The following is a 24,594-nucleotide window of genomic DNA, read 5'->3' as shown; positions in this document are numbered from 1 at the left end:
CCTACGGAGTCTTTTGCCATGACCGCCACCGATCCCGTCGTTTTCCTCTCCTATGCCCGCACCCCGATGGGCGGCATGCAGGGCGTGTTGTCGGACGCGAGCGCGACCGATCTCGGCGCGACCGCGGTGAAGGCGGCGGTCGAGCGCGCGGGCGTTGCCGGCGACGATGTCGAACGCATCTATATGGGCTGCGTGCTGCCCGCCGGGCTCGGCCAGGCGCCGGCACGTCAGGCGGCGATCAAGGCGGGCCTGCCCAAGTCGGTGCAGGCGACGACCGTCAACAAGGTGTGCGGTTCGGGCATGCAGACCGTCATCATGGGCGCCGAGGCGCTCGCCGCAGGCAGCATCGATCTCGTCGTTGCAGGCGGCATGGAGTCGATGACGAACGCCCCCTATCTGCTCAAGAAGCATCGTTCGGGCGCGCGCATCGGCCATGACACCGCCTATGACCATATGTTCCTCGACGGGCTGGAGGACGCGTATGACGCCGGCCGCGCCATGGGCACTTTCGCGCAGGACACCGCCGACGCCTATCAGCTCAGCCGCCAGGCGCAGGACGATTATTCGATCGAATCGCTGAAGCGCGCCCAGGCGGCGATCGCCGACGGCGCCTTCGCCGCCGAAATCACGCCCGTCACGCTGACCACCCGCAAGGGCGAGGTTGTCGTCGACACCGACGAACAGCCCGGCAAGGGCAACCCCGACAAGATCCCGACGCTGCGCCCCGCCTTCGCCAAGGACGGCACGATCACCGCAGCGACCAGCTCGTCGATCTCCGACGGCGCTGCCGCGGTCGTACTGACGCGCCAGTCGGTCGCCGAAGCGAAGGGCAAGAAGCCGGTCGCCAAGCTCGTCGCGCATGCCGCGCACGCGCAGGAACCCAAGGATTTCACGGTTGCCCCGGTCGGCGCGATCAACAAGGTGCTGGCGAAGGCCGGCTGGTCGATCGGCGACGTCGACCTGTTCGAAGTCAACGAAGCCTTCGCCTGCGTCGCGATGTTCGCGATGCACGACCTTGGCATTTCGCACGACAAGATCAACGTCCACGGCGGCGCGACCGCGCTCGGCCATCCGATCGGCGCCAGCGGCACGCGCATCATCACCACGCTGATCGCCGCGCTTCAGCGCCACGGCAAGAAGCGCGGCATCGCAAGCCTGTGCATCGGCGGCGGCGAAGCCACCGCGGTCGCGGTCGAGTTGGTTTAAGCCAGCTCCATGCTGTCATTGCGACCCGGCGAAAGCCGGGTGAAGCAATCCAGAGCGGTTTATGCCGGCTCTGGATTGCCGCGCGGCTCCGCCGTTCGCAATGACGAAGCATGGCGACGATCGCGCCGCGGCCATTTTTCAACCCGCGCGACACTTTGCGACACTAATGTCCTCAAAATAAACGCGGCATTCCGGCTCCGTTCAAATCGACTCGCCTAATCCTTTCCCTGTCATCGGGCAGATCCCCTCCCCCTGACGGCAAGACAAGGAATGGCATTATGAAGAGCAAAATTCTCACCGCCGGCCTGATCGCCGCGATGATGGTCCCCGCCATGGCGCAGGCCCAGACCCGCGAGCTCGCCCGCGATCGGCAGGATATTCGCCAGGAACAGCGCGACCTCAACCATGCGAAGCGCTATGGCGATCGCCATGATGTGCGCGATGCCCACCGCGACGTGCGCGACGCGAAGCGCGAATATCGCGAGGACAAGCGCGACTGGCGCCGCGACAATCGCTACCAGAACTGGCGTGCGCCGTTCAGCTATCACCGCTTCGCGGTCGGCAATTCGCTGCGTTCGACCTATTACGCCCCGACCTATCGCCTGAACTATGATGCGCGCTGGGGTGTGCCGAAGGCGGGCCGCAACCTGGCCTATGTCCGCCACTATAACGACCTGCTGCTGGTCAATGTGCGCACGGGCAAGGTCGTTCGCGTCTATTACAACCACTTCCGCTGGCGCTAAACGCCAACGGTGACGAGAGAAGGGGCCGGCAGGCGACTGCCGGCCCCTTTGTCATGCGTTGCGGGGTCATGGGTTGCGGGTGATCAATCGCCCCATATGTGGTCGGTTTCGATCCAGCCCTTGCGGCCCTTCACGTTGAACAGGCACCAGCCGTCCTTGCAGTCGGTGATGCGGCCGACCACACCGGCCTCGGCGCGAAAGGCGATCGCCGCGGCGGCGTCGGGCTTTTCGCGCATCGGACGGATGCCGCCGGTGACGATCGCGGTGCGCGTGCGGCTGAGCAGCCGCGCCGCCATCCACCCCTGCGTCCCGTCGGGATCCTCGATCTTGCGCCATATATCGTGGCGCGCGACCACTTTGACGGGCAGATCCTTGCGCCGATATTCCCACACGACGGGCACATCGGGCGACGGCCCCTTGCGCATCCGCGCCTCGTCGACGCTGATCGACGCCCAATAGGGCAGTTCGGGATCGCTTTGCGCCGCGGCGGGTCCGGTCGCCACGGCCAGCGTCAGGAGGGCGAATATCGTGCGGCTGGTCATTCGCCTGCCTTGTCAAAATCGGGGGCGCTTTTCAACCGTTCGCCGCAGCCTTCGCCCCGTTCGTCCACAGCGGCTTTCGCGTGGGCGCACGCTTGGCCCTCTTGACCCCCACGCGCCGCCGCGCTCTATCGGCGCCATGCCCGATTCATCCCGCCCCAAACGCCCGCGCGTCATCGTCACCCGCCAGTTGATGCCGGCGGTCGAGGCGCGCATGGCCGAATTGTTCGATGTCGCCCTGTCGGCGCACGATCACGCCTTTACCAAGGACGAGCTCAAGGCCGCAGTCGCCGATTGCGACGTGCTGGTGCCGACCGTGACCGACGAGATCGACGCCGAGATCATCGGCGCCGCGGGCGACCGGCTCAAGCTGATCGCCAATTTCGGGGCCGGGGTCGACCATATCGACCTCGCCGCGGCGCGCGCGAAGGGCATCATGGTCGCCAACACCCCCGGAGTCTTTACCGAGGACACCGCCGACATGACCATGGCGCTGATCCTGTCGGTCCCGCGCCGGCTGGCCGAGGGCGAAAAGCTGATGCGCTCGGGCAAATGGCAGGGCTGGGCGCCGAGCGCGATGCTGGGCCACCGCGTTGGCGGCAAATTGCTCGGCATCGTCGGCATGGGACGCATCGGCCTCGCCGTCGCGCGGCGCGCTCGCGCCTTCGGCCTGTCGATCCACTATCACAACCGTCGCCGCCTACCCGAAACAATCGAAGAGGAATTGGGCGCGAGCTATCATGCGAGCGTCGACACGCTGTTGCGGATCAGCGACGTGGTCACGATCCACTGCCCACACACCGCCGAAACCCATGAAATGGTCAGCGCGGCGCGTATCGGCGCGATGAAGCCGACCGCCTATCTGATCAACACCGCACGCGGCGAAATCATCGACGAAAAGGCGCTGATCGCGGCGCTCAAGACCGGTCGCATCGCGGGCGCGGGGCTTGACGTCTATACGCACGAGCCCGCGGTCGACCCCGACCTGCTCGCGCTCGACAATGTCGTGCTGCTACCCCACCTCGGCTCGGCGACAATCGAGGGCCGCGAGGCGTCGGGCGAAAAGGTCATCGCCAACATCCGCGCCTGGTGCGACGGGCACCGGCCGCCCGATCAGGTGCTGGAGGGGTGGGCTTAGAGGACCCGTCGCCTCCCGCCTGCGCGGGGGCGACGGGGTCCATCAATCCCCCGTCAGAATCCGGTCGACCAGTTCCTTTACCGTCGGGGTGAAGTTGTTGGAATAAAAGGGATCGGTCTTGAAGTTGAACGCGGCGTGGCCCGCGAACATCAGATTCTGGTCGACGTCGCCGCCGTGCGCGATGTCCTGCAGCGTTTTCTGGATGCAGAAGCTGCGCGGATCGGCGAGGTAACCGGTCGAATAATCGTCATGGTCCTTCCACGCCGAAAAGCCGCAGTGCGACAGGCAGCCCATGCAATCGGCCTGATCCTTGCGGATCACGGCCTTGTCCTCTTCGGTGACGAAGACGACCGTATTGTCGGGCGTCTTGAGCGCCGTGGTATAGCCTTCGGCCACCCAGTCGCGCGCGCGGTCGCGGTCGTGGGGGGTCACCCAGAAATTGCGGCCCTTCACGCCGACATCGAGTTGCGCGACATGGTCGCCCGCTTCTTGCTTCGAATAGGGAATCTGCCGCTCCGACCGCGCTTCGAGATCGCGCAGGAAAGGATTGCGCACCGCGCTCGAATAAAAGCCGGTGGGCGAGAAGCGGTGGAGCAGCACATCGCCCTCGTCGAGCGTGCGCAGCCGGTCCTTCCACGCCTGCGGGATCGGGCTTTCCTGCGTCAGCAGCGGCCGCGTGCCATATTGAAAGGCGATCGAGCCCAATTCGGGATTGTCGATCCAGTGGTTCCAGTCGCGCAGATACCAGACGCCGCCCGCCATCACAATCGGCACCTCGTCCGAAATCCCCTCGGCGCGCATCGTGTCGCGCAGCGCCTTGACGCGCGGATAGGGATCTTCGGGCTTGAGCGGGTCTTCGGCGTTCGACAGGCCGTTGTGCCCGCCGGCGAGCCACGGATCTTCGTAGACGACCGCCGCCATGAGATGCGCGACCTTGTGATAGGCGCGCTTCCAGAGCGCGCGAAACGCGCGCGCCGACGAGATGATCGGCAGATAATGAACATTGTGCCGCGCGGCGATTTCGCTGAGCTTGTACGGCATCCCCGCGCCGCAGGTGACGCCGGTGATCAGCCCCTTGGTGCGTTCGAGCACGCCTTCCAATACCTGCTGCGCTCCGCCCATTTCCCACAGGACGTTGATGTTGATCGCGCCCTTTCCGCTGGCGAGATCATAGGCGCGCTTCACCTGTTCGACCGCGCCGTCGATGGCGTAGCGGACCAGTTCTTCGTGCCGTTCGCGGCGCGTCGCAGCGCGATAGACCTGCGGTACGATCTTGCCTTCGGCGTCGTAGCTGTCGGCGTTGACCGCCGAAACGGTGCCGATCCCGCCGGCCGCGGCCCAGGCGCCGCTCGACATATGGTTGGTCGCCGACACGCCCTTCCCGCCCTCGACCAGCGGCCAGACTTCGCGTCCGCCGTAAAGGATGGGCTTCAAACCTTTGAACACTATAAACCTCTCTCTCTCCGCCGGCTGCGCAGCCGCGCGCCAGCCCCCATTTTCCGTTTCCGTAAGCGGAACCGGACCGCCTTTGTCAATCGAAGGCGGAGTCCGACCCCAGGAAACGCCCCGTAAAAACGTCATAACCTTCCAGCGCACGAGCATAGAGGCTTTGATAGCCCGCGACCATCCCGGATTCGGTGAAGCGCTCGGCGGCAACGCGCCGATTCTCCGCACCCACCGCTGCGCGCAACGCCGCATCGTCCGCAAGGCGCGCCAGCGCGGCGCGAAAACCCGCCTCATCCGCCGCGATGAACGGGCGGTTCGCCTCGCCCACCATCGCCGTCACATCGCCGACCGCCGGACTGACGACGGGCAGGCCCGCCGCCATCGCCTCGATCACCGCAATCGGTGCCTGTTCGCCACGCGACGAAAGCGCGAGCAGGTCGAAATGACCGATCCAGCGCGCCGGTTCGGGCATGAACCCTGCAAGCACCAGCCGGTCGGTCATGCCGCACGCCGCCGCCTCGGCGGCGATCGCCGCGCGCTCTGGCCCCTCCCCCACGATTACCAGCCGCACATGCGGCGGCAGCGCCGCGACCGCGCGCACGAGGCGCGGCAGATCCTTGACCTTGCGTAGCCCCGCTACCGTCCCGATCACCACCTCGCCCGGCCGGCGGACGAAGCCCGGGATGGGCACCGACGGCGCGGCGGCATAGGCGGCAACGTCGATCCCGTTGCGGATCAGATGGATGCGATCGGGCGGCAGTTTCCACTCGTCCGCCGCGATCCCGGCGAGCAGTGTCGAGGGAACGACGACGCCCGCGGCAGTACGCAGCGCATAGCGGCGATAGAGGTTGCGCTTCCAGTTGCGCCGGACGCTTTCGTCCTCGTTGAACCCATCCTCGTGATGAATCAGGCATGGCGGCATCTGATACCACCAGCGATGCCAGTAGAGCCGGTGCGCCATCACCCCGTCCATCGCGCCCCAATTATAGCTGAGCGCCAGGTCGAAGCGGTAGATATAGGTCGCAAGATCGCGGAAACGCGCCAGCGACGGCCGCCCGGCGAGCGGCGGCGCATCGGTTGGAAAGCTGACGTCGATCCCCGGATCGATCGCATCGCGCGCGCCGAGCGCATCGGGGACCGCCGACAGGATCGTGTGCTGCGCCCGGTCGCCCATCAGGTTCATCAGGCGAACCGACCGCGCCTCCTTGCCGCCGAGCGAAAAGCTCGAGTGAAGGTGAAGGATGCGCACCGGATGCTCCCGCTCCTCGATCGCGCCGACTTCGGTCACGCGGCGGGAAGCGCCGCGATCCAGGCGTCGATCGCCGCGCGCGCCGCGGGCTCGTCCATCGTCGGCGCATGACCGACGCCCGGAACCTCGACCAGCGTCGCATGGGGCAGCGTGGCCTGCATTTTTGCGGCAGCCGTTCCAGCGAGAATGTCCGACAGCGCGCCGCGCAGGATCAGCACCGGTGCAGCGCCGAGCGCGCGATAGGCGGGCCACAGGTCGATACCCTCTTGATCGCCGGCAAGGCGCAGCGGCGCCGCAATCTGCTTGTCGTAATCGGTGACTATGCGTCCTTCGGGGGTCAGCCGGTGGGTGCGCTTGGTAATGCGCAGCCAGTCGTGAATGTCATAGTCCGGATAAACCGCGGCGTTGAGCTCGGCATAGGCGCGCGCCGCGTGCATCCACGTCGGCTGGCTGCCGCCGGCTCCGATATAGTCGCGGATGCGATCGAGCCCTGCCACCTCGAGTTCAGGGCCGACGTCGTTGAGTACGGCGCCGACGAGACGACCCGGCAGGCTGGCGGCAAGGAACATCGACACCAGCCCGCCGAGCGACGTGCCGACCGTCGCGAAGCGCGCGATCGCCAGCTCGTCGATCAACGCGACGACATCCTGGACATAGGTCAGCGGGACATAGGTCATCGGATCCTTGGCATAGGCGCTCTCGCCTCGCCCGCGGAACTCGATCACAATCACGCGCCGCTGCGCCGCTATATGCGGTGCCAGCGCCTCGAAATCGCGGGCGTTGCGCGCCAAGCCGGGCATACACAGGATCGGCGGCGCCTCCGCCGCGGTCGGGGGTCCGTCATAGATGCGCGCGTGCAGGCGAACGCCGTCGGCCGACCACCAAAAATGATCGCTCCATTCGCGCTGTGCATCCTGTCGCGCCAAAATTGCCCGTCCCCTTAAGCCGATACTATCCGCCTCTATCGCGAACCGCGCGCGCCGGTGCAAGTCACCGTGTCGCGCCCGTGACAATCGGCCCGCTTTCGCTGTTGCGGGGCCTATCGCGGTTGCCGCCGTACGCTTTCGCAGATAAGAGGGCGACAATGCTTTTGCCGCCCCCCAATGATCGAGCGCACTGGCGCCTTTGCGCGCCCAAATCGACGGGGGAACGGGGATGAGCGAAGACCTTCTGTCCTTCGAGCCGGCAACCGGCGCCGAATTATGGCGCGGCCGTATCAGTGACATCGACGCCGAAGTTGCAACCGCGCGCGCCGCCTGGCCCGCCTGGGCCGCGAAGCCCGTCACCTTCCGCACCGAAACGCTGCGCCGCTTTGCCGACCGGGTGAAGGCCGATGGCGAACAGCTCGCCGATCTGATTGCGCGCGAGACCGGCAAGCCCTTGTGGGAAGCCCGGACCGAGGTCGAATCGGTCGCGAACAAGGTCGATATCTCGATCAAGGCCTATGCCGAACGCACCCCCAACCGCCGGATCGAAGGCGCGATGGGGCTGCGCAACGCGGTGCGCCACAAGCCGCATGGCGCGCTTGCCGTCCTTGGCCCCTATAATTTCCCTGCGCATCTGCCGAACGGCCATATCGTGCCGGCGTTGATCGCCGGCAATTCGGTGCTGTTCAAACCGTCGGAAAAAACCCCTGCGGTTGGCGCGCGACTTGTCGAACTGCTCCACGGCGCCGGCGTTCCCGAAGAAGTCGTGCGGCTCGTCATCGGCGGACCCGACGCGGGCAAGGCGCTGGCCGCGCATCCCGGCATCGACGGATTGCTGTTCACCGGGTCGGCGCGCACCGGGGTCGCGATCAACCGCCAGTTCGCCGAACAGCCGGGGAAGATCGTCGCGCTCGAAATGGGTGGCAACAATCCGATCGTCGTCTGGGACACCGCCGACATCGCGACCGCGGCAACGATCGTTGTCCAGTCCGCCTTCCTGAGCGCGGGCCAGCGGTGCAGCAATGCCCGGCGGCTGATCGTCAAACAGGATCTGGCCGACCAACTGCTCGCCGAGGTCAAGACGCTCTCGGGACGGCTGATCGTCGGTCATCCCCACGCCGACCCTGCCCCCTATATGGGGCCGGTAATCGACAACGAGGCCGCCGACGGACTGACCGAAAGCTTTCTGATCCTGATGTCGAACGGCGGCCAGGTGATCCGCCACATGACGCGGCCCGATGCAAACCGCCCCTTCCTTACCCCCGGCATCATCGACGTCACCGCGATGCCCGAACGCCCCGATATCGAACTGTTCGGACCGCTGCTCCAGGTGATCCGCGTCGACAGTTTCGAAGCCGCGATTGCCGAGGCGAACAACACCGCCTTTGGCCTCTCGGCGGCGCTAATCGGCGGGACGCCCCAGCTTTACGACCAGTTCTGGGCGAATGCCCGCGCCGGCGTCATCAACTGGAACCGGCCGACCAACGGCGCCTCGTCGGCCGCGCCCTTTGGCGGCGTCGGCCTGTCCGGCAATCACCGACCGAGCGCCTTTTATGCCGCCGACTATTGCGCCTATCCGGTAGCCAGTTCCGAAAGCGATGCGCTGCGCGCCTCGATCGGGGTCGGCCTGCGCGATGACGACACGCCGAAGCTGGTGACGAAGAAATATCTCTGACCGCCAGGTCGGAGGCAATTTTAGCTTCACCCTCGCCAACAAAGCCTGCTTTGCGATTCCGGCGCCCCCCGACCAATTAGGGTGGCATGGAAAAGCAACCTTCTTTGGCGGGCAAGCTGTGGCTCGTCGGCGCCGGGCCGGGCGATCCCGACTTGCTGACGCTGCGCGCCGCGCGACTGCTGGCAAGCGCCGACCTTGTCGTTCATGACGGGCTGGTTGGCGCGGGCGTGCTCGCGCTGATCCCGGCGCATGTCGAGCGGATCAGCGTCGCCAAGCAGCGCAGCCGCCACACGATGAAGCAGGGGCTCATCAATGAACTGATCGTCCGCGAGGCGCGCGCCGGCAAGCAGGTCGTGCGGCTGAAGGGCGGCGATCCCTTCATCTTCGGGCGCGGCGGCGAAGAACTCGACGCGGCGCGCGACGCGGGCGTTGCCTGCGAGGTCATCCCCGGCATCACCGCCGCCGCGGGCTGCGCCGCGCAGGCGGGCCTCCCCCTTACCCACCGCGAGGATGCGAGCGCGGTGAGCTTCGTCGCCGGCCAGTGCAAGGATCTGACCGATCAGGACTGGTCGGGGCTCGCGGGGCACGGTCGCACCCTCGTCATCTATATGGGCCTCGCGACCGCCTCCGCCATCGCCGACAAGCTGATCGCCGACGGCGTCTCGCCCGGCCTGCCCGTCGCGGTGGTCGAGCGCGGCACCAGCGCCGACGCGCGCGTGCTGCGCACCCTGCTCACCGACCTCGGCGATCTCGTCGCGCGCGAGCAGGTGGCCAGCCCCGCGCTGATCATCGTCGGCAAGGTCGCGGCGCGGGCCGATGCGCTCGACTGCCTCGGCGCCCCCGCTATTTCGACTGCTCTGAAGGACATCTCATGCGAATCTTAACCGGCAACGACCTGAAAACAGGCGCCGTTATCTGGTGGACCGGCCGCGGTTGGTCGATCCATGTCGAGGACGCCGCCGACGTCGGCGAGCATGGTGAGGCGATCCTCGCCGCCGAGGACGGCGCGCGCCGCGTCAACGGCGGCTACATCATCAGCGCCGACGAAACGCCGAAGGGGCCGCGCCCCGCGCATATCAAGGACCGCATCCGCGCGCTCGGCCCGACCGTGCGTCCCGACCTTTCCCTGAAACCCGCCGACCCGGCCGCCGGCGAATGGGTGATCTGACATGTATCAATATGACAAGTACGACCAGGCGATGGTCGATGCCCGCGTCGAGGATTTTCGCGATCAGGTGCGCCGCCGCATCGCCGGCGACATGAACGACGACCAGTTCAAGCCGCTGCGGCTCAAGAACGGCCTCTATCTTCAGCTTCACGCCTATATGCTGCGCGTCGCCATTCCCTATGGCACGCTTAATTCGCGCCAGCTTCGCAAGCTCGCCGAAATCGCGCGCAAATATGACCGCGGCTACGGCCATTTCACGACGCGGCAGAATCTCCAATATCACTGGATCAAGCTGGAGGAAGCGCCCGACATCCTCGCCGAGCTGGCGACGGTCGAGATGCACGCGATCCAGACCAGCGGCGAGAGCATCCGCAACATTTCCGCCGACCAATATGCGGGCGCCGCCGCCGACGAAATCTGCGACCCGCGCCCCTGGGCCGAGTTGCTGCGGCAGGCGACGAGTTTTCACCCCGAATTCAGCTATTTGCCGCGCAAGTTCAAAATCTGCGTCATCTCGTCGCCCGCCGACCGCGCGGCGCTGCGCTGGCACGACTGCGCGCTGCGCATCGTCCGCAACGAGAAGGGCGAGGAAGGCTTCGAGGTCTATGCCGGCGGCGGCATGGGGCGCACGCCCTTCATCGCCTACAAGATTCGCGATTTCTGCCCGGCAGCGCAGATCTTCTCCTATATCCAGGCGATATTGCGCGTGTGGAACCTCCACGCGCGGCGCGACAATATCCACAAGCAGCGGATGAAGATCCTCGTCCATGATCTCGGCGAAGAGGAATTCCGCCGTCAGGTCGAGGAAGCGTTCGCGCATTTCCTGACCCTCGGCACCGATTTCCCGCAGGCCGAATATGACCGCATCGCGGCCCATTTCACCCCGCCGCCGTTCGAGACGGGCCTGCCCGAGGAGATCGACCGGTCGGACCCCGATTTCGCTTTGTGGGTCGATCAGCAGGTCATCGCGCACAAGGCGCCGGGCTATGCGATCGCCAACATCAGCCTGAAGCCGATCGGCGGCATCGGCGGCGACGTCACCGCCGAGCAGATGGAGGTCGTCGCCGACCTCGCGAAACGCTACAGCTTCGACGAAGTGCGCGTGACCCACGCACAGAACCTCGTCCTGCCGCACGTCCGCAAGGCCGATCTCTACGCGGTATGGGAAGCGCTGCGCGAGGCAAAGCTCGCCGATGCGAACCTCGACCTCGTCACCGACGTCATCGCCTGCCCCGGCCTCGATTACTGCACCCTCGCCAATGCGCGCTCGATCCCGGTCGCGCAGAAGATCCAGCAGCGCTTCGCCGACATGGACCGCCAGCGCGACCTCGGCGAACTCAAGATCAAGATTTCGGGCTGCATCAACGCCTGCGGCCACCACCATGCGGGGCACATCGGCATCCTCGGCGTCGACCGCAAGGGGACCGAGAATTACCAGCTTCTGCTCGGCGGTTCGGGCGCGGAGGATACGACGCAGGCCAAGATCACCGGCCCCGGCTTCGACGAGGACGGCGTCGTCGACGCGGTCGAGCGCGCGGTCGAATGCTATCGCACGCTCCGCGACCCCGGCGAGCGCTTTCTCGACACCTATCGCCGCGTCGGCTTCGACGCCTTCAAGGAGGCTATTTATGGCTGATGCGCTGCGTTTCCGGAACGACGACCCGATCGAGGAGCCCGCGGTCTCGCTCGACGCCTTCCTCGAACAGGACGGCGCCAGCGCGGTCCGCGTCGAGGCCGGCGACGACCCGAGCCGCCTGATCCCGCACCTCGCCCGCGTCAAGCTGGTCGAGATCGGTATCCCGCGCTTTCGCGACGGCCGTTGCTTCACCTCCGCGCGCATCCTGCGCGAGGCAGGCTATGAGGGCGAACTGCGCGCCGAGGGCGACATCCTCGTCGACCTCGTCTTCTTCATGCGCCGCTGCGGCTTCGACAGCTTCGCGCCGCAGGCGGGGCTCAACCGTGCCGACGTCGACGCGGCGCTCAGCCGCTATGCGAACGTCTATCAGGACGCCGCCGACGGCAGCGTGCCAATCTGGAAGCTGAGGCATGGCTGAGGTGAAGGCCCTGCCCGAAGACCGCACCCGCGACCGGATCGACGTGGCGCCGCGCTTCACGCAGGCCGACGTCATCCGCCTCAACAACCTCTTCCGCGGCCAGGATGCGGCCGAGGCCGTCGCGAGCGTGATCGGCGCGGGTCTGCTCGGCGAGACCGCGATCGTGTCGAGTTTCGGCGCCGAGAGTGCGGTGTTGCTCCATCTGGTGACGCGCGCCGCGCCCGACATGCCGGTGCTGTTCCTCGACACGGGCAAGCATTTCCCCGAAACGCTGGCCTATCGCGACGAACTTGCCGCGCGGCTCGGCCTCAATCTCGTCAATCTCACGCCCGATGCCGCCGAGCTCGCCGAAAAGGACGCGACCGAACTGCGCTGGTCGTACGATCCCGACGGCTGCTGCGAAATCCGCAAGGTCAAGCCGCTCGAAAAGGCGCTCGCCGATTTCGACACGTCGATCACTGGCCGGAAGGGCTTCCAATCGTCGACGCGCACCGGCCTGCCGCGCTTCGAGCTCGACGGCAACACCGGCCGCCTGAAATTCAACCCGCTCGCCAACTGGACGCGCGAAATGCTCGACGATTATTTCGCCGAGCACGACTTGCCGCGCCATCCGCTCGAGGCCGAGGGCTATCCCTCGATCGGCTGCTCGCCCTGCACTTCGAAGGTCAAACCGGGCGAAGATCCGCGCGCGGGCCGCTGGCGCGGCTGGGACAAGACCGAATGCGGCATCCACGAAGCCGTGACGCCGATCGACGACAATCCGGCGAACGATCCGGCGTTCTGAGAACAGACCCGCGTGCCCCTGCGAAGGCAGGGGGCCCATCTCCTGCCCCTTCGTCAGACGCAGGCTTTTGATTGCAAAACCTCGTGATGGGCCCCTGCCTTCGCAGGGGCACAGGGCGCGGCTATCTACTCATAATCCGCATAGGCCATGCTCTCGTCCGCCAGATCCTGGAATTTCGTCGTCTTGGCGTCGAAGTGGAGGCGCACCTTGCCGGTCGAGCCGTGACGCGACTTGGCGACGATCAGTTCGGCGAGGCCGAAGACACGTTCCATTTCGGCGGCCCATTCCTCATGCGCCGCGTGGATCTTGATATCGTCGCCCTCGACCGGGCGTTTGGGCTCGCGCGCGGCGACATAATAATCCTCGCGGAACACGAAGAGCACCATGTCGGCGTCCTGCTCGATCGATCCCGATTCGCGAAGGTCGGAGAGCTGCGGCCGTTTGTCCTCGCGGCTTTCGACCTGACGGCTGAGCTGCGACAGCGCCATCACCGGAACGTGAAGCTCTTTCGCCAGCGTTTTCAATCCGCGTGAAATTTCCGAAATTTCCTGCACGCGATTGTCGCCGCTCTTCGACGAGCCCTGCAGCAGCTGCAAATAGTCGACGATGATGAAGCCGATGCCGTGGCGGCGCTGCAGGCGGCGCGCGCGGGTGCGCAGACTGGCGATCGTCAGGCCGGGCGTATCGTCGATGAAAAGCGGCAGCGTCTGCAGCGCCTGCGCGGCGCGGGACAATTGCTGGAACTGCTCCTTGCTGATCTTGCCCATGCGCAGCGCCTCGCCCGACACCCCGGACTGTTCGGCCAGCACGCGCGTCGCGAGCTGGTCGGCGGACATTTCGAGGCTGAAGAAGGCGACCTTGGCGCCCATATTCTTTTCGGGCGGAATCCCGTCCTCCTCGTCGCGTCGCCAGCGTTCGGCGGCGTTATAGGCGATGTTGGTCGCGAGCGAGGTCTTGCCCATCCCCGGACGCCCGGCGAGGATCATCAGGTCCGAATTGTGCATGCCGCCGATCTTGGCGTTGACGCTCGAAATGCCGGTGGTGATCCCCGACAGGTGACCGCCCGAATTGAGCGCGCGCTCGGCGGCCTGCAAGGCGGTGAGGCTCGCGATGCTGAAGCTCTTGACCGACCCCATTTCGGCCTCGCCGCCCGCGACCCGGTAAAGCGCGGTTTCGGCTTCCTCGATCTGCGCATGCGGGTCGACGCTTTCGCTGGTGTCGAGCGCCCCCTCGACCAATCCGCGCCCGACGCCGACCAATTCGCGCAGCAGCGCCAGGTCGAAAATCTGCCGCGCGAAGTCGCGCGCGCCGATGAGGCCCGCGCCGCTGCCGGTCAGCTGCGCCAGATAGCCGACCCCGCCGACGGCCTTCATAGCCTCGTCATTTTCGAAAAAGGGCTTCAGCGTAACCGGCGTCGCGATGCTGTTGCGCTCGATCAGCGCCATTGCCTGCCCATAGATGCGGCCGTGCAGCGGTTCGAAGAAATGCGCCGCGGTCAATTGCACCGGCAGATCCTCGACGACTCGGTTGTCGATCAGGATCGCGCCCAGAAAGGCGGCCTCAGCCTCGATATTGCGGGGCAATTGGCGTTCGTTCCCGGTCGGGACCGGGGCAGGAAAAAGGGCAAGCTCGGGCATAACAGCTTTCATGCGTCGAAGGAGGGCACAGCGCAATCGACGATACCGATCAACCTATCATAACTGTGGAATGCTGTGAATAAGTCGCCCTTGCCCTTCGCGCCCGGCCAAGTAGAAGCACGGACAGCATGACCGACGCCGACCCATCGAAACAGCGCATCATCTCGGTAGAGCTCGACGAGGGTTCGATCGTCTGGCGCAACCCCGATGTCGAACAGGAGCGGCGCGTCGCAATCTTCGACCTGATCGAGGACAACAAGTTCGTGCCGCAGCGCGGCCACCCCGATGGCTATGCCGGCCCGTATCGCCTGATGCTCCGCGTCGAGGACGGCCGCCTGATCTTCGAGATCAGCCGCGAGGACGGCTCGCCGCTCGAAGCGGTAATCCTGGGCCTCGGGCGCTTCCGCCGTCCGATCCGCGACTATTTCGCGATCTGCGACAGCTATTATCAGGCGATCAAGACCTCGACCGCGCAGCAGATCGAGACTGTCGACATGGCGCGCCGCGCGCTGCACAACGAGGCCGCCGAAATGCTGATGGACCGGCTCGACGGCAAGATCGCGGTCGATTTCGACACCGCGCGCCGTCTCTTCACGCTGATCTGCGTCCTTCACATCAAGGGATGACGATGCGCGCGGGGGCAAAAACGAAGGGCAAAACCGCAACGAAAGGCCTGTCCGACTGGCGGGCACGCGCCGCCCGGCTGGCGCGCCGGATCGGCGGCGGGTTCGTCCTTGTCCTGCTGCTCGCCGGTCTCGCACTGTGGTGGGCGGCGCGCTGGACGCCCGACCGCGCGCTCTATCCGATTCAGGGCGTCACCATTTCCGCCGACAATGGCAAGGTCCATTGGGGCTCGATCAAGGCGGCGGGCGCCGATTTCGCCTATGTCATGGCGACCGACGGCGCCGACGGCATCGATCCGCAATATGCCCGCAACGCCGCGCAGGCGCGCGTCGTCGGGGTGCAGGTCGGCGCGATCCATCGCTACAGCCTGTGCAAGCTGGCAACCGACCAGGCGGCCAATTTCATCCGCCACGTCGCGCGCCGCGCCGATGCGCTGCCGCCGGTGGTATGGCTCGACTATGACGACCGCTGCCCCGACCGGCCGACGCGCGCGCTGCTGCTCAGCGAACTCGCGACCTTCCTCGCGCAGATCGAGGCGCATACGGGCAAGCGCAGCGTGATCGCGCCCGGCCCCGCCTTCGAGGCCGATTATCGCGTCACCGCTGGAATTGCGCGCACCACCTGGCTGCGCCGCGACTTTTTCGAACCCGAATATGGCGCTCACCCTTGGGCGATGTGGCAGGCGAACGACTATGTCCGGCTGACCGGCGCCGGCGGAACGGTGGGCTGGAACGTGTTGCGACCCGAAGGACAGGAACAATGACCGACACCCGCGACGCCCTGATTGATGCCGCGCGCGATGCCGCGAGCCGCGCCTACGCCCCCTATTCGGGCTTTCATGTCGGCGCTGCGCTGCTGCTGAAAAACGGCGATGTCGTGACCGGTGCCAATGTCGAAAACGCGAGCTACGGTCTGACGCTCTGCGCCGAAACGACCGCCATCGCCAAGATCGCCAACGAAGGCTGGATCGGCGAACTCGCCGAGGTCGCCATCATCGGCGGGCGTCCCGAGGGCGATGCACTGATCGGCAGCGATCCGGTAAACCCCTGCGGCCGCTGCCGCCAGATATTGAACGAAGCCGCCGAACGGTCGAAAACCGATATCCTCGTCCACTGCGCTTCGGGCGACGGCAGCGCGGTCGCCACCTATCGCCTGAGCGAACTGCTCCCCGCCGCCTTCGGGCCGAAGGATCTGGGGATGATCCCCGACTGACCGCTTGCGCAAGCCGCCGAGGACCGACAAGACAGCGGCATGAGCATTCTTTCCGATAAATGGATTCGCGAAGCCGCCCGGACGCAGGGCATGATCGAACCCTTCGTGGAGGCGCAGCGGCGTGACGGCTGCATCAGCTACGGCCTCTCGTCCTACGGCTATGATGCGCGCGTCGCGCCCGAATTCAAGATTTTCACCAATGTCGACAGCGCGGTCGTCGATCCCAAGGATTTTGCCGCGAACAGCTTCGTCGACCGCGAAACCGACGTCTGCATCATCCCGCCGAACAGCTTCGCGCTCGCCCGGACGGTCGAATATTTCCGCATCCCCCGCGACATCCTCGTCATCTGCCTTGGCAAATCGACCTATGCGCGCTGCGGCATCATCGTCAACGTCACTCCGCTCGAACCCGGTTGGGAGGGCCATGTGACGCTGGAGTTTTCCAACACCACCCCGCTGCCCGCCAAAATCTATGCCAACGAAGGCGCCTGCCAGTTCCTATTCCTGCAGGGGAACGAGCCGTGCGAGACGAGCTACGCCGACCGCGCCGGCAAATATATGGGGCAACAGGGCGTGACGCTGCCCAAGCTGTAGATCGCTCGAGCGTAGCAGCTGGCGCGGGCGCACCGTGCGCCCGCGCCGCCGGGATCATTCGGCTTCGCGAGTTTCCGCGGCAGGGCCGTTCTTCTTGATCGACTCGATGGCGTTCTTCGCCGATGCCTTGCTGCTATAGCCTTCGGTCCAGAAGATCGTTTCGCTGTTATATTTGAAATAGGCGACGAACTCGCCAGCCTTGTTCTTCTTGATCTCGAAATAATGGGCCACGGGTACCTCCACTGGTCAGCCGCGCCACGGGCGACGCGGCTCCCGCATCCTAAACCCCTGATTTGCGCGCGCAAGCGCCGAGTATCAGCGCGCGCCGAACCGGCCCGACGCATAGGCGGCGGCATCGACCGCGCCGATCGCTCCGCCCGGCGCCGGCGCGCCAAGCTGTGCGGCGAGCAGCGCGCCGATCGCGGGCGACGTCTGGATGCCGAAACCGCCCTGCCCCGCGCACCAGACGAAAGCGGGCTCCGCCGGGTCGGCGCCGAAGACCGGCAGGCGATCGGGGGCGAAGCTGCGCAGCCCGGCCCATTTGCGCTCGACCGCGGCGACGGGCCAGTCGACCACCGACTGCATCCGTTCGATCGCGACCGCTACGTCCCACTCCTCGGGCGCGGCATCGCACGGCTCGGACGGCGTCTCGTCGTGCGGGCTCAGCCAGACGCGCCCCTCTCCGGCGCCCTTGAAATAAAAGTCGCCGCCGACGTGGACGATCAGCGGCAAGTCAGCGGTGATGGGCACGCCCAGGCGAAGCTGCGCCACCGTCCGCCGATAGGGCTGGATGCCGACCGGCGCGATCCCGCAGCGCGCAGCGACCATATCGGCCCACGCCCCCGCCGCATCGACGATCAGCTCGGCGCGCAGCGTTTCGCCTCCGACGCTCACCTCCCAGCCGCCGGCGACCCGGCGCGCCCCATCGAAGCGCGCGCGCGGCGCCAGCACCGCGCCGCCGCGCTTCGCCGCGCGCAGATAGGCCGCGTGCAACGCACCGACGTCGATGTCGCTGCATGCCGCTTCATAGGCGGCGGCGGTCCATTCGGGTCGCAGACCGGGCACCAGCCCCGCCATCGCGTCGAACCCCATGCGGTCGACCGCCACCCCCTTGGCGCGAAATTCGGCGACGAAGGCATCGACCGCCGCGGTCTCCGCACCGCCGCGACCGATGGTCAGCGCGGTGCGCGGCGTCAGGAAAGGCTTGTCGGAAAAATCGGGGGCGGGCCGCGCCAGCGCCTCGAACGACGCAGCGGACAGCGGTTGCACGCCGGGGCCGCCATAGCTTTCGTGCCAGAAGGCCGCCGACCGGCCTGTCGCATGATAGCCGGGCACCTCCTCGGCCTCGACCATCAGCACGCGGCGGTGCGACGCCAGCGCGGCGGCCAGGCTTGCACCGGCTATGCCCGCGCCGACGATCAGCACGTCGGTGGAGGATGGGCGCGGGTCGGACATGCGACGCCGCATATCCGCTGGCCCGCGGAATGCAACCCGGCGGGCGCACGCTCATGGTTACTATTTGATAAGCCATAGTCGCTACAGCGGCGGGATGGACCAGAAAATCATCGCATTGGGCCTGATGGCGCTGCTCGCCTTGTTGATGATCGCCGCGGCGGTCAGCGACCTGCGCTCGCGCACCATCTCGAACGGCCTCAATGCGACCATCGCCCTCTTCGCTATCCCCTTCTGGATCGTGTCGGGCATGGCATTCTGGCCCGCCATGCCGATGCAGTTCGGCGCCGCTTTTGCTGTCTTCGCGGTGTTCGCCGGTCTCTTCGCTCTGGGAGCGATGGGCGGCGGTGATGTGAAGATGATCGGCGCCGTGATGCTCTGGATTCCACTTTATTTGTACTTTCCCATGCTGACCATCATGGCGATCGGGGGCGGAATCCTGTCGGCTGTGATGCTGATTCAGTCCAAAATTCGTCCTACGGACAAAGCGATAGAGGTTCCCTACGGGCTTGCGATCGCCGTCGGGGGCCTTTGGGCGCTTCACCAACACTATCTTAACCAGTTTCAGTTTATCGGATCGACCTGAGGGCAAGCATCCCCGCGTCCGGTGGGTGTAGGAGGCGAAAAACCGTCATGGATACGCGAAAGATTATGCTGATCGTCGGCGCGTTGATCATTGCGATCGGCGCGGCGTTCGGGGTCAACCAGATGATGCGGGGTTCCTCCGCACCGACGGCGCGCGCAGCAGCGGCGCCCGAAATCAACGGCCCCATGATCCTCGTCGCGACGCGGCAGCTGCCGACGGGCACCATCATCGGCCCCGACAGCTTCCGCTATCAGCCGTGGCCGAAGGAGTTGGTCGAGAAGGCCTACTTCCTGAAGGACAAGACCGACGTGAATACGCTGGTGGGCACCGTCGTGCGCTACCCGATCACCGCCGGCCAGCCGCTGACCCAGGGTTCGCTCGTCCATCCCGATGACCGCGGCTTCCTCGCCGCCGCTCTCGCACCGGGCATGCGCGCCGTCACGGTCAAGGTTTCGCAGGAACAGGGCGTTGCCGGCTTCGTCTTCCCGGGCGACCGCGTCGACGTGCTGCTCGCGCAGACGATCGCGGTCAAGGAAGGCAGTTCCTATCCCGACGACCAGCTCTACACCGCCGAAACCATCGTGCGGAACGTCCGCGTCCTTGCCACCGACCAGCGCTACGACGCCGAAGACGAAACCGGCAAGACGCCGGTGCGCACCTTCGGCTCGGTGACGCTGGAAGCAACGCCCGACATCGCCGAACGCATCGCGGTCGCCGAAAATATGGGCAAGCTCTCGCTCGCGCTGCGTCCGCTCGCCGAAAACACCGGCGAACTCGAAGCGGCGATCGCGTCGGGCGACGTGAACGTGCCGACCAAGGGCGGCAGCGCGGCCGAGCGCCGGATGATGGCCGATGCCGCCGGTCGTCCGACCCCGTCGCGCACCGCTACCACGGGCGGCGACGTCTCGCGCTTCTGGATTCCGGTCAGCGGCCGGGTCTCGGCGCCGCGTCCGCCCGCCGGCATGCCGATCGCAGCCGGCAGCCCGCAGGCCGCCGCCGTGCCGATCGGCCCGGTGGTCCGCGTGACCCGTGGCGACAAAGTGACCGCAGTTCCGGTTGGGGGTAAGTAAGATGCACAGCAAAGCCAATTTCAAGGCGGCGGCCCTCGCCCGCACCCTGGCCGTCGGCCTGGTTGCAGCGACGCTGATCTCCGCCCCCGCGCAGCAAGCCGTTGCGCAGGCCATTCAGAACGCCAGCAGCAGCATCGACCTGTCGGTCGGCCGCGGCCGCCTGGTCAGCCTGCCGGCCGCCATGTCGGACGTCTTCGTCGCCAACGACCAGGTTGCCGACGTTCAGGTCCGCTCGGCGCGCCAGCTCTACATCTTCGGCAAGGCGCCGGGTGAAACGAGCATCTATGCGACCGACGGCAACGGCCGCGTTGTCTATTCGACGGTCGCCCGCGTCGGCAACAATATCGAAACGATCGACCAGATGCTCGCGCTCGCAATGCCTGACGCGAAGATCCAGTCGAACACGATGAACGGCTTCGTCCTGCTGACCGGCACCGTCCAGTCGCCCGACGATGCGGCCGAGGCCGAACGCCTCGTCCAGGCGTTTGTCGGTGAACAGACGAAGGTGCTTTCGCGCCTGCGCACCGCGACGCCGCTGCAGGTCAACCTGCAGGTCCGCATCGCCGAAGTGAACCGCACGCTCGTCAAGGAAATCAGCGGCAACGTGCTGTCGCGCGATCGCGACGGGGCGATGGGCAACGGCTTCCTCGGCAGCATCGTGCGCGGCCGCTCGCCGGGCTCGATCCTATATCCCGGCGAAGGCGAACCGCCGGTTGCGCCTGGCACGACCGCCTATAATTTCAATGTTCCCACGGGCACCAACAGCTTTGGGGCCGCCGGCCGTCTGTTCGGCATGGACCTGATGGCTTCGCTGGATCTCGGCGAACGCTCGGGCATGGTCGTGACGCTGGCACAGCCGAACCTCACGGCGATTTCGGGTGAAACCGCCGACTTCCTGGCGGGCGGCGAATTCCCGATCCCGATCCCCGGCAACTTCGCCGGCACGACGATCGAATATCGCAAATATGGCGTCAGCCTGGCCTATACGCCGACGGTGCTGTCGAACGGCCGCATCAGCCTGCGCGTCCGTCCGGAAGTGTCGGAACTGTCGACCGAAGGCGCGATCGAAATGGACGGTTTCCAGATCCCCGCGCTGACCATCCGCCGCGCCGAAACGACGGTCGAACTCGGTTCGGGCGAAAGCTTCATGATCGCGGGCCTGATGAACAACCGTTCGATCGGCGCCATCGACAAGGTGCCGGGCCTCGGCGACGTGCCGATCCTGGGCATGCTGTTCAAATCGGACAGCTTCCGCCGCGGCGAAACCGAACTGGTGATCGTGGTCACACCCTATCTCGTCAAGCCGGTGTCGGCGAACGAGATCAAGCTGCCGACCGATGGCTATCAGGACGCAAGCGACCTTCAGCGCCTGCTGCTCAATCAGCAGACCGATGGCGTGACGGGCGGCGATCGTCCCAAACCGCGCCTCGACACGTCGGTGAACGATGCCGACAGGCCGCGCGCGGGCTCGCCCGATGCGGCGCCCGGCTTCAACCTCAAGAAGTGATGCTGGCAAACAGGAGCAACGTGATGAAGAAAATCGCAACTTGGACCGTCCTGGCGCTGGCAACCACTCTCGCCGGCTGCGCAGGCGCCGCGAACAGCAATCGCAGCCTTGAATCGGTACATCAGCCGGTCGTGCGCAACGATATCTACCAGTTCGACGTCGCGGCGGCAGGCGGTGACCTCGCCCCCAGCGAGCAAGGCCGTCTGCAGGGCTGGCTCGATGCCATGAACGTCCGCTACGGCGACCGCATCGCGATCGAAGACCCGTCGGCCTATGGCAGCATCGGCGCGAAGGAAACGATCCGCGAGATGGTCGAACGCCGCGGCCTGCTGCTCAGCGGCGATGTACCGGTGACGACGGGCGCGGTCGCGCCGGGCTATGTTCGCGTGATCGTGACGCGCGCTTCGGCCTCGGTGCCGAGCTGCCCCAACTGGTCGAGCCGTTCGGCGATCAACGTCAACAACGCGACCTCGGCCAACTATGGCTGCGCGACGAACAGCAATCTGGCCGCGATGGTCGCCGATCCCAACGATCTGATCAAGGGCACCAGCGAGCGCGACAATGATCCGACGACCGCCACCCGAGCGATCAAGACCTATCGCGACAAACCGCCGACGGGCGCAGGCGACCTGCGCGGACAGGCGACCAGCAACAGCGGAGGAAGCCAGTGAACGCGCCTTTCAAAGCAGCCGGGCTGCGTGACCCGTTCAACGCCTTTGTGTGCGACGACGATACGCTGGAGCTGATCCGCGTCGCCGCCGCCGACATGGGCTGGCCCATCGAGAAGTGCAACAAGGGCGGCCTGCGCAACGCGGTGCAGTCGCTGTCGGTCTCGGCGAGCCCGAACATCCTGTTCGTCGACATGTCCGAGTCGGGCGATCCGATCAACGACATCAACGCGCTGGCAGAGGTCTGCGAACCCGGCACCGTCGTCATCGCGGCGGGCCAGGTCAACGACGTTCGCCTCTATCGCGATCTCTTGTCGAGCGGCATTCAGGATTACCTCCTGAAACCGCTGTCGCTCGATCAGGTCCGCGACGCGCTGACCAATGCGCAGGCGATCCTTTCGGCCCCCAAGCATGCCGACATGCATGACGACAAGCTGCACCACATGATGGCGGTCGTCGGCGTGCGCGGCGGCGTCGGCGCCTCGATGGTGTCGACCTCGCTCGCCTGGGCGATCAGCGAACAGGCCGACCGCCAGACCGCGCTGCTCGACCTCGACGTGCATTTCGGCACCGGTGCGCTGACGCTCGATCTCGAACCCGGCCGCGGGCTGATCGACGCGATCGACAATCCCAGCCGTATCGACGGGCTGTTCATCGAACGCGCCATGGTGCGCGCCTCGGACAAGCTCAGCCTGCTGTCGGCCGAAGCGCCGATCCACCAGCCGGTGATGACCGACGGTTCGGCCTTCTATCAGCTCGAGGAAGAGCTGCGGAACGCGTTCGAGATGACGATCGTCGATATTCCGCGTCAGGTTCTCATCCCCTTCCCGCACCTGGTGTCGGAATGCGGGACGATCCTGCTCGTCACGGACGTCACGCTGGCTTCGGCGCGCGATACGATCCGTCTCCTGTCGTGGTTCAAGCAGAATGTGCCGGGCGCGCGCGTCGTGCTCGTCGCGAACAAGTTCCAGACCACGATCGGCGAATTGTCGCGCAAGGAGTTCGAATCGTCGATCGAGCGCGCGATCGATATCGTGGTCCCCTTCGACCCCAAGCTTGTCGCGCAGGCGGCCAAGCTCGGCAAATCCTATGCCGAGGTGTGCAAGGGAACCAAGGCCGGCCAGGTCTGGGCCAATCTGACGCGCGTCGTCCTCGACGGGGCCGATGCCGAAGCCGAAGAGGTGGCACCGGCGAAAGCGAAATCGGGCGGCTCGCTGCTCGGCAAGCTGGGCGGCCTGGGTACGCTCGTCAAAAAAGGCGCGAAATAAGCACGTGACGGGGGCTGGCGCAGGCCGGCCGCCGCCGCGACCACAGCGGGAACGGGGCAAAGGGCGATCATGAACCTGCCAATCATCCTAACATTCGGCGCCGCGTTGCTGGCGGTCGGCATGCTGGCGCTGGCTTTCGCCGGACCTTCTGCCGGCAAGGCCAAGAGCCGCCGCCTGTCGTCGGTGAAGGATCGCCACGCGGCCTCGACCGAGGCGGTCGTCGCGGCCCAGATGCGCAAGACGATCGCTGCCGCTGGCAATAGCGGCAACGCCAGCATCAGCAGCCTGATGCCGCGGCGCGAATTGATGGAACTGCGCCTTCGCCGGACCGGCAAGGGCTGGACGCTCAGCAAATATATGTTTGCGTCGATGGCATTGTTCGTCGTCGTTGCGGGCGGCATGCTGTCCGTGCGTGCGCCTTTCATGCTGGCGCTGATGTTCGGGCTGCTCGCCGGGGTTGGGCTTCCGCATATGGTGGTCGGGCGGATCATCAAAAAGCGCGTCCTCAAATTCAATGCGCGTTTTCCCGACGCGATCGACCTGCTCGTTCGCGGCCTGAAATCGGGGCTTCCCGTGACCGAAACCTTTCAGGTGGTGAGCCAGGAACTGCCCGGCCCCGTCGGCGAGGAGTTTCGCGGGATCGTCGAACGCATCCGCATCGGCAACACGATGGAACAGGCGTTGCAGGAATCGGCAGAAATGCTGGGCACGCCCGAATTCCAGTTCTTCTGCATCACCATTGCGATCCAGCGCGAAACGGGCGGCAATCTTGCCGAAACGCTGGCCAATCTGTCGGACGTGCTGCGCAAGCGCGCGCAGATGAAGCTGAAGATCAAGGCCATGTCTTCGGAAGCCAAGGCTTCGGCCTATATCGTCGGCGCCCTGCCGTTCTTCGTCTTCGGCGTCGTCTGGTCGATGAACCCCGGCTATCTGCAGGGCTTCTTCTTCGAACAGCGGCTGATCGTCGCTGGCCTGGGCGGTTTGGTGTGGATGAGCATCGGCGCCTTCATCATGTCGCGCATGATCTCGTTCGAAATCTGAGGAAGGA

The 24,594-nt window shown here is 66.0% G+C and carries 26 protein-coding genes; 19 read left to right on the top strand and 7 right to left on the bottom strand.

Going from position 1 to position 24,594, the window contains the following annotated elements:
* Positions 1-18: 18 nt before the first annotated feature.
* Both L0963_RS14225 and L0963_RS14220 read left to right on the top strand, forming a co-directional pair.
* Positions 19-1,206 carry an acetyl-CoA C-acyltransferase gene (locus tag L0963_RS14225; RefSeq protein WP_058813245.1) on the top strand — a complete coding sequence of 396 codons (1,188 nt, stop codon included), beginning with the start codon at positions 19-21 and terminating at the stop codon, positions 1,204-1,206.
* A 278-nt stretch (positions 1,207-1,484) separates the two neighbouring features.
* Positions 1,485-1,949, top strand: coding sequence for an RcnB family protein (locus L0963_RS14220; RefSeq protein ID WP_003044510.1), 465 nt, complete (start codon positions 1,485-1,487; stop codon positions 1,947-1,949).
* Positions 1,950-2,032: 83 nt separating this feature from the next.
* Here the strand turns inward: L0963_RS14220 and L0963_RS14215 are convergent, their stop codons facing one another.
* Positions 2,033-2,491, bottom strand: a complete 459-nt coding sequence (locus tag L0963_RS14215; RefSeq protein ID WP_003044512.1) for an SH3 domain-containing protein — start codon at positions 2,489-2,491, stop codon at positions 2,033-2,035.
* 136 nt (positions 2,492-2,627) lie between these two features.
* On the opposite strand from L0963_RS14215, the gene L0963_RS14210 reads away from it, so the two are divergent.
* Positions 2,628-3,626: a 2-hydroxyacid dehydrogenase gene (locus L0963_RS14210; RefSeq protein ID WP_186403057.1), complete on the top strand. Its 999-nt coding sequence runs from the start codon at positions 2,628-2,630 to the stop codon at positions 3,624-3,626.
* A 42-nt stretch (positions 3,627-3,668) separates the two neighbouring features.
* Here the strand turns inward: L0963_RS14210 and L0963_RS14205 are convergent, their stop codons facing one another.
* The 3 genes from L0963_RS14205 to L0963_RS14195 form a co-directional block, all read right to left on the bottom strand.
* Entirely contained in the window at positions 3,669-5,072 is a 1,404-nt protein-coding gene (locus tag L0963_RS14205; RefSeq protein ID WP_234180205.1) for an NAD(P)H-dependent flavin oxidoreductase, read from the bottom strand.
* Between the two features lie 85 nt (positions 5,073-5,157).
* Complete coding sequence (locus tag L0963_RS14200) at positions 5,158-6,360, bottom strand: glycosyltransferase (RefSeq protein ID WP_234180203.1); 1,203 nt, start codon at positions 6,358-6,360, stop codon at positions 5,158-5,160.
* The gene (locus L0963_RS14195; RefSeq protein WP_217373303.1) at positions 6,357-7,247 is read right to left on the bottom strand and encodes an alpha/beta fold hydrolase; all 891 of its coding nucleotides are present in this window, start codon (positions 7,245-7,247) and stop codon (positions 6,357-6,359) included. The genes L0963_RS14200 and L0963_RS14195 overlap by 4 nt, the downstream gene beginning before the upstream one ends.
* 229 nt (positions 7,248-7,476) lie before the next feature.
* Here L0963_RS14195 and astD point away from each other — a divergent pair, with 229 nt between their 5' ends.
* The 6 genes from astD (at position 7,477) to L0963_RS14165 (ending at position 12,928) form a co-directional block, all read left to right on the top strand.
* Positions 7,477-8,922: a succinylglutamate-semialdehyde dehydrogenase gene (astD, locus tag L0963_RS14190; protein ID WP_217373302.1), complete on the top strand. Its 1,446-nt coding sequence runs from the start codon at positions 7,477-7,479 to the stop codon at positions 8,920-8,922.
* Positions 8,923-9,008: 86 nt separating this feature from the next.
* Positions 9,009-9,806 carry a uroporphyrinogen-III C-methyltransferase gene (gene cobA, locus L0963_RS14185; RefSeq protein WP_234180200.1) on the top strand — a complete coding sequence of 266 codons (798 nt, stop codon included), beginning with the start codon at positions 9,009-9,011 and terminating at the stop codon, positions 9,804-9,806.
* Positions 9,794-10,090 carry a DUF2849 domain-containing protein gene (locus tag L0963_RS14180; protein WP_234180199.1) on the top strand — a complete coding sequence of 99 codons (297 nt, stop codon included), beginning with the start codon at positions 9,794-9,796 and terminating at the stop codon, positions 10,088-10,090. The genes cobA and L0963_RS14180 overlap by 13 nt, the downstream gene beginning before the upstream one ends.
* A 1-nt stretch (position 10,091) precedes the next feature.
* Complete coding sequence (locus L0963_RS14175) at positions 10,092-11,726, top strand: nitrite/sulfite reductase (protein ID WP_234180197.1); 1,635 nt, start codon at positions 10,092-10,094, stop codon at positions 11,724-11,726.
* Complete coding sequence (locus tag L0963_RS14170) at positions 11,719-12,144, top strand: DUF934 domain-containing protein (RefSeq protein ID WP_234180194.1); 426 nt, start codon at positions 11,719-11,721, stop codon at positions 12,142-12,144. Before L0963_RS14175 ends, L0963_RS14170 begins: the two co-directional genes overlap by 8 nt.
* Positions 12,137-12,928: a phosphoadenylyl-sulfate reductase gene (locus tag L0963_RS14165; RefSeq protein WP_234180192.1), complete on the top strand. Its 792-nt coding sequence runs from the start codon at positions 12,137-12,139 to the stop codon at positions 12,926-12,928. The genes L0963_RS14170 and L0963_RS14165 overlap by 8 nt, the downstream gene beginning before the upstream one ends.
* A gap of 125 nt (positions 12,929-13,053) precedes the next feature.
* Here L0963_RS14165 and L0963_RS14160 read toward each other — a convergent pair whose 3' ends face one another.
* Positions 13,054-14,565 carry a replicative DNA helicase gene (locus L0963_RS14160; RefSeq protein ID WP_234180190.1) on the bottom strand — a complete coding sequence of 504 codons (1,512 nt, stop codon included), beginning with the start codon at positions 14,563-14,565 and terminating at the stop codon, positions 13,054-13,056.
* A 128-nt stretch (positions 14,566-14,693) separates the two neighbouring features.
* Between L0963_RS14160 and L0963_RS14155 the strand changes: the two genes are divergently transcribed.
* From L0963_RS14155 to dcd, 4 genes are read left to right on the top strand one after another with little or no spacing between them, the layout of a single operon-like run.
* Entirely contained in the window at positions 14,694-15,191 is a 498-nt protein-coding gene (locus L0963_RS14155; protein ID WP_003044535.1) for a UPF0262 family protein, read from the top strand.
* Positions 15,192-15,193: 2 nt separating this feature from the next.
* Entirely contained in the window at positions 15,194-15,952 is a 759-nt protein-coding gene (locus L0963_RS14150; protein WP_217373295.1) for a glycoside hydrolase family 25 protein, read from the top strand.
* Positions 15,949-16,401 (top strand): cytidine deaminase, encoded by a 453-nt coding sequence (locus L0963_RS14145; RefSeq protein WP_217373294.1) that lies wholly within the window; start codon positions 15,949-15,951, stop codon positions 16,399-16,401. Before L0963_RS14150 ends, L0963_RS14145 begins: the two co-directional genes overlap by 4 nt.
* Positions 16,402-16,440: 39 nt before the next feature.
* Positions 16,441-16,995: a dCTP deaminase gene (dcd, locus tag L0963_RS14140; RefSeq protein WP_058813255.1), complete on the top strand. Its 555-nt coding sequence runs from the start codon at positions 16,441-16,443 to the stop codon at positions 16,993-16,995.
* Between the two features lie 54 nt (positions 16,996-17,049).
* On the opposite strand, the gene L0963_RS14135 is transcribed toward dcd, so the two are convergent.
* Complete coding sequence (locus L0963_RS14135) at positions 17,050-17,226, bottom strand: YegP family protein (protein WP_082657463.1); 177 nt, start codon at positions 17,224-17,226, stop codon at positions 17,050-17,052.
* 84 nt (positions 17,227-17,310) lie between these two features.
* The gene (locus L0963_RS14130; protein WP_234180188.1) at positions 17,311-18,450 is read right to left on the bottom strand and encodes an NAD(P)/FAD-dependent oxidoreductase; all 1,140 of its coding nucleotides are present in this window, start codon (positions 18,448-18,450) and stop codon (positions 17,311-17,313) included.
* A 94-nt stretch (positions 18,451-18,544) separates the two neighbouring features.
* Here L0963_RS14130 and L0963_RS14125 point away from each other — a divergent pair, with 94 nt between their 5' ends.
* From L0963_RS14125 to L0963_RS14100, 6 genes are all read left to right on the top strand, one after another.
* A complete protein-coding gene (locus L0963_RS14125) occupies positions 18,545-19,033 on the top strand; it encodes an A24 family peptidase (protein ID WP_234180186.1) in 489 nt (162 codons plus the stop codon).
* A 47-nt stretch (positions 19,034-19,080) separates the two neighbouring features.
* A complete protein-coding gene (gene cpaB, locus L0963_RS14120) occupies positions 19,081-20,103 on the top strand; it encodes a Flp pilus assembly protein CpaB (protein WP_062902234.1) in 1,023 nt (340 codons plus the stop codon).
* Between the two features lies 1 nt (position 20,104).
* On the top strand, positions 20,105-21,610 hold the full coding sequence (locus L0963_RS14115) for a type II and III secretion system protein family protein (protein ID WP_217373290.1): 1,506 nt from the start codon (positions 20,105-20,107) through the stop codon (positions 21,608-21,610).
* Positions 21,611-21,633: 23 nt separating this feature from the next.
* Positions 21,634-22,281, top strand: a complete 648-nt coding sequence (locus L0963_RS14110; protein ID WP_234180184.1) for a CpaD family pilus assembly protein — start codon at positions 21,634-21,636, stop codon at positions 22,279-22,281.
* Entirely contained in the window at positions 22,278-23,546 is a 1,269-nt protein-coding gene (locus tag L0963_RS14105) for a pilus assembly protein CpaE (RefSeq protein WP_234180181.1), read from the top strand. Before L0963_RS14110 ends, L0963_RS14105 begins: the two co-directional genes overlap by 4 nt.
* A gap of 69 nt (positions 23,547-23,615) precedes the next feature.
* Entirely contained in the window at positions 23,616-24,587 is a 972-nt protein-coding gene (locus tag L0963_RS14100) for a type II secretion system F family protein (protein ID WP_062902231.1), read from the top strand.
* Positions 24,588-24,594: the final 7 nt, after the last annotated feature.

It is taken from the genome of Sphingopyxis sp. NFH-91, from assembly GCF_021401285.1.
In the GTDB taxonomy this organism is placed as follows: Bacteria; Pseudomonadota; Alphaproteobacteria; order Sphingomonadales; family Sphingomonadaceae; genus Sphingopyxis; species Sphingopyxis terrae_A.
Note: the sequence above shows the minus strand (reverse complement) of the source record. Positions and strands in the feature narration are given on the sequence as shown.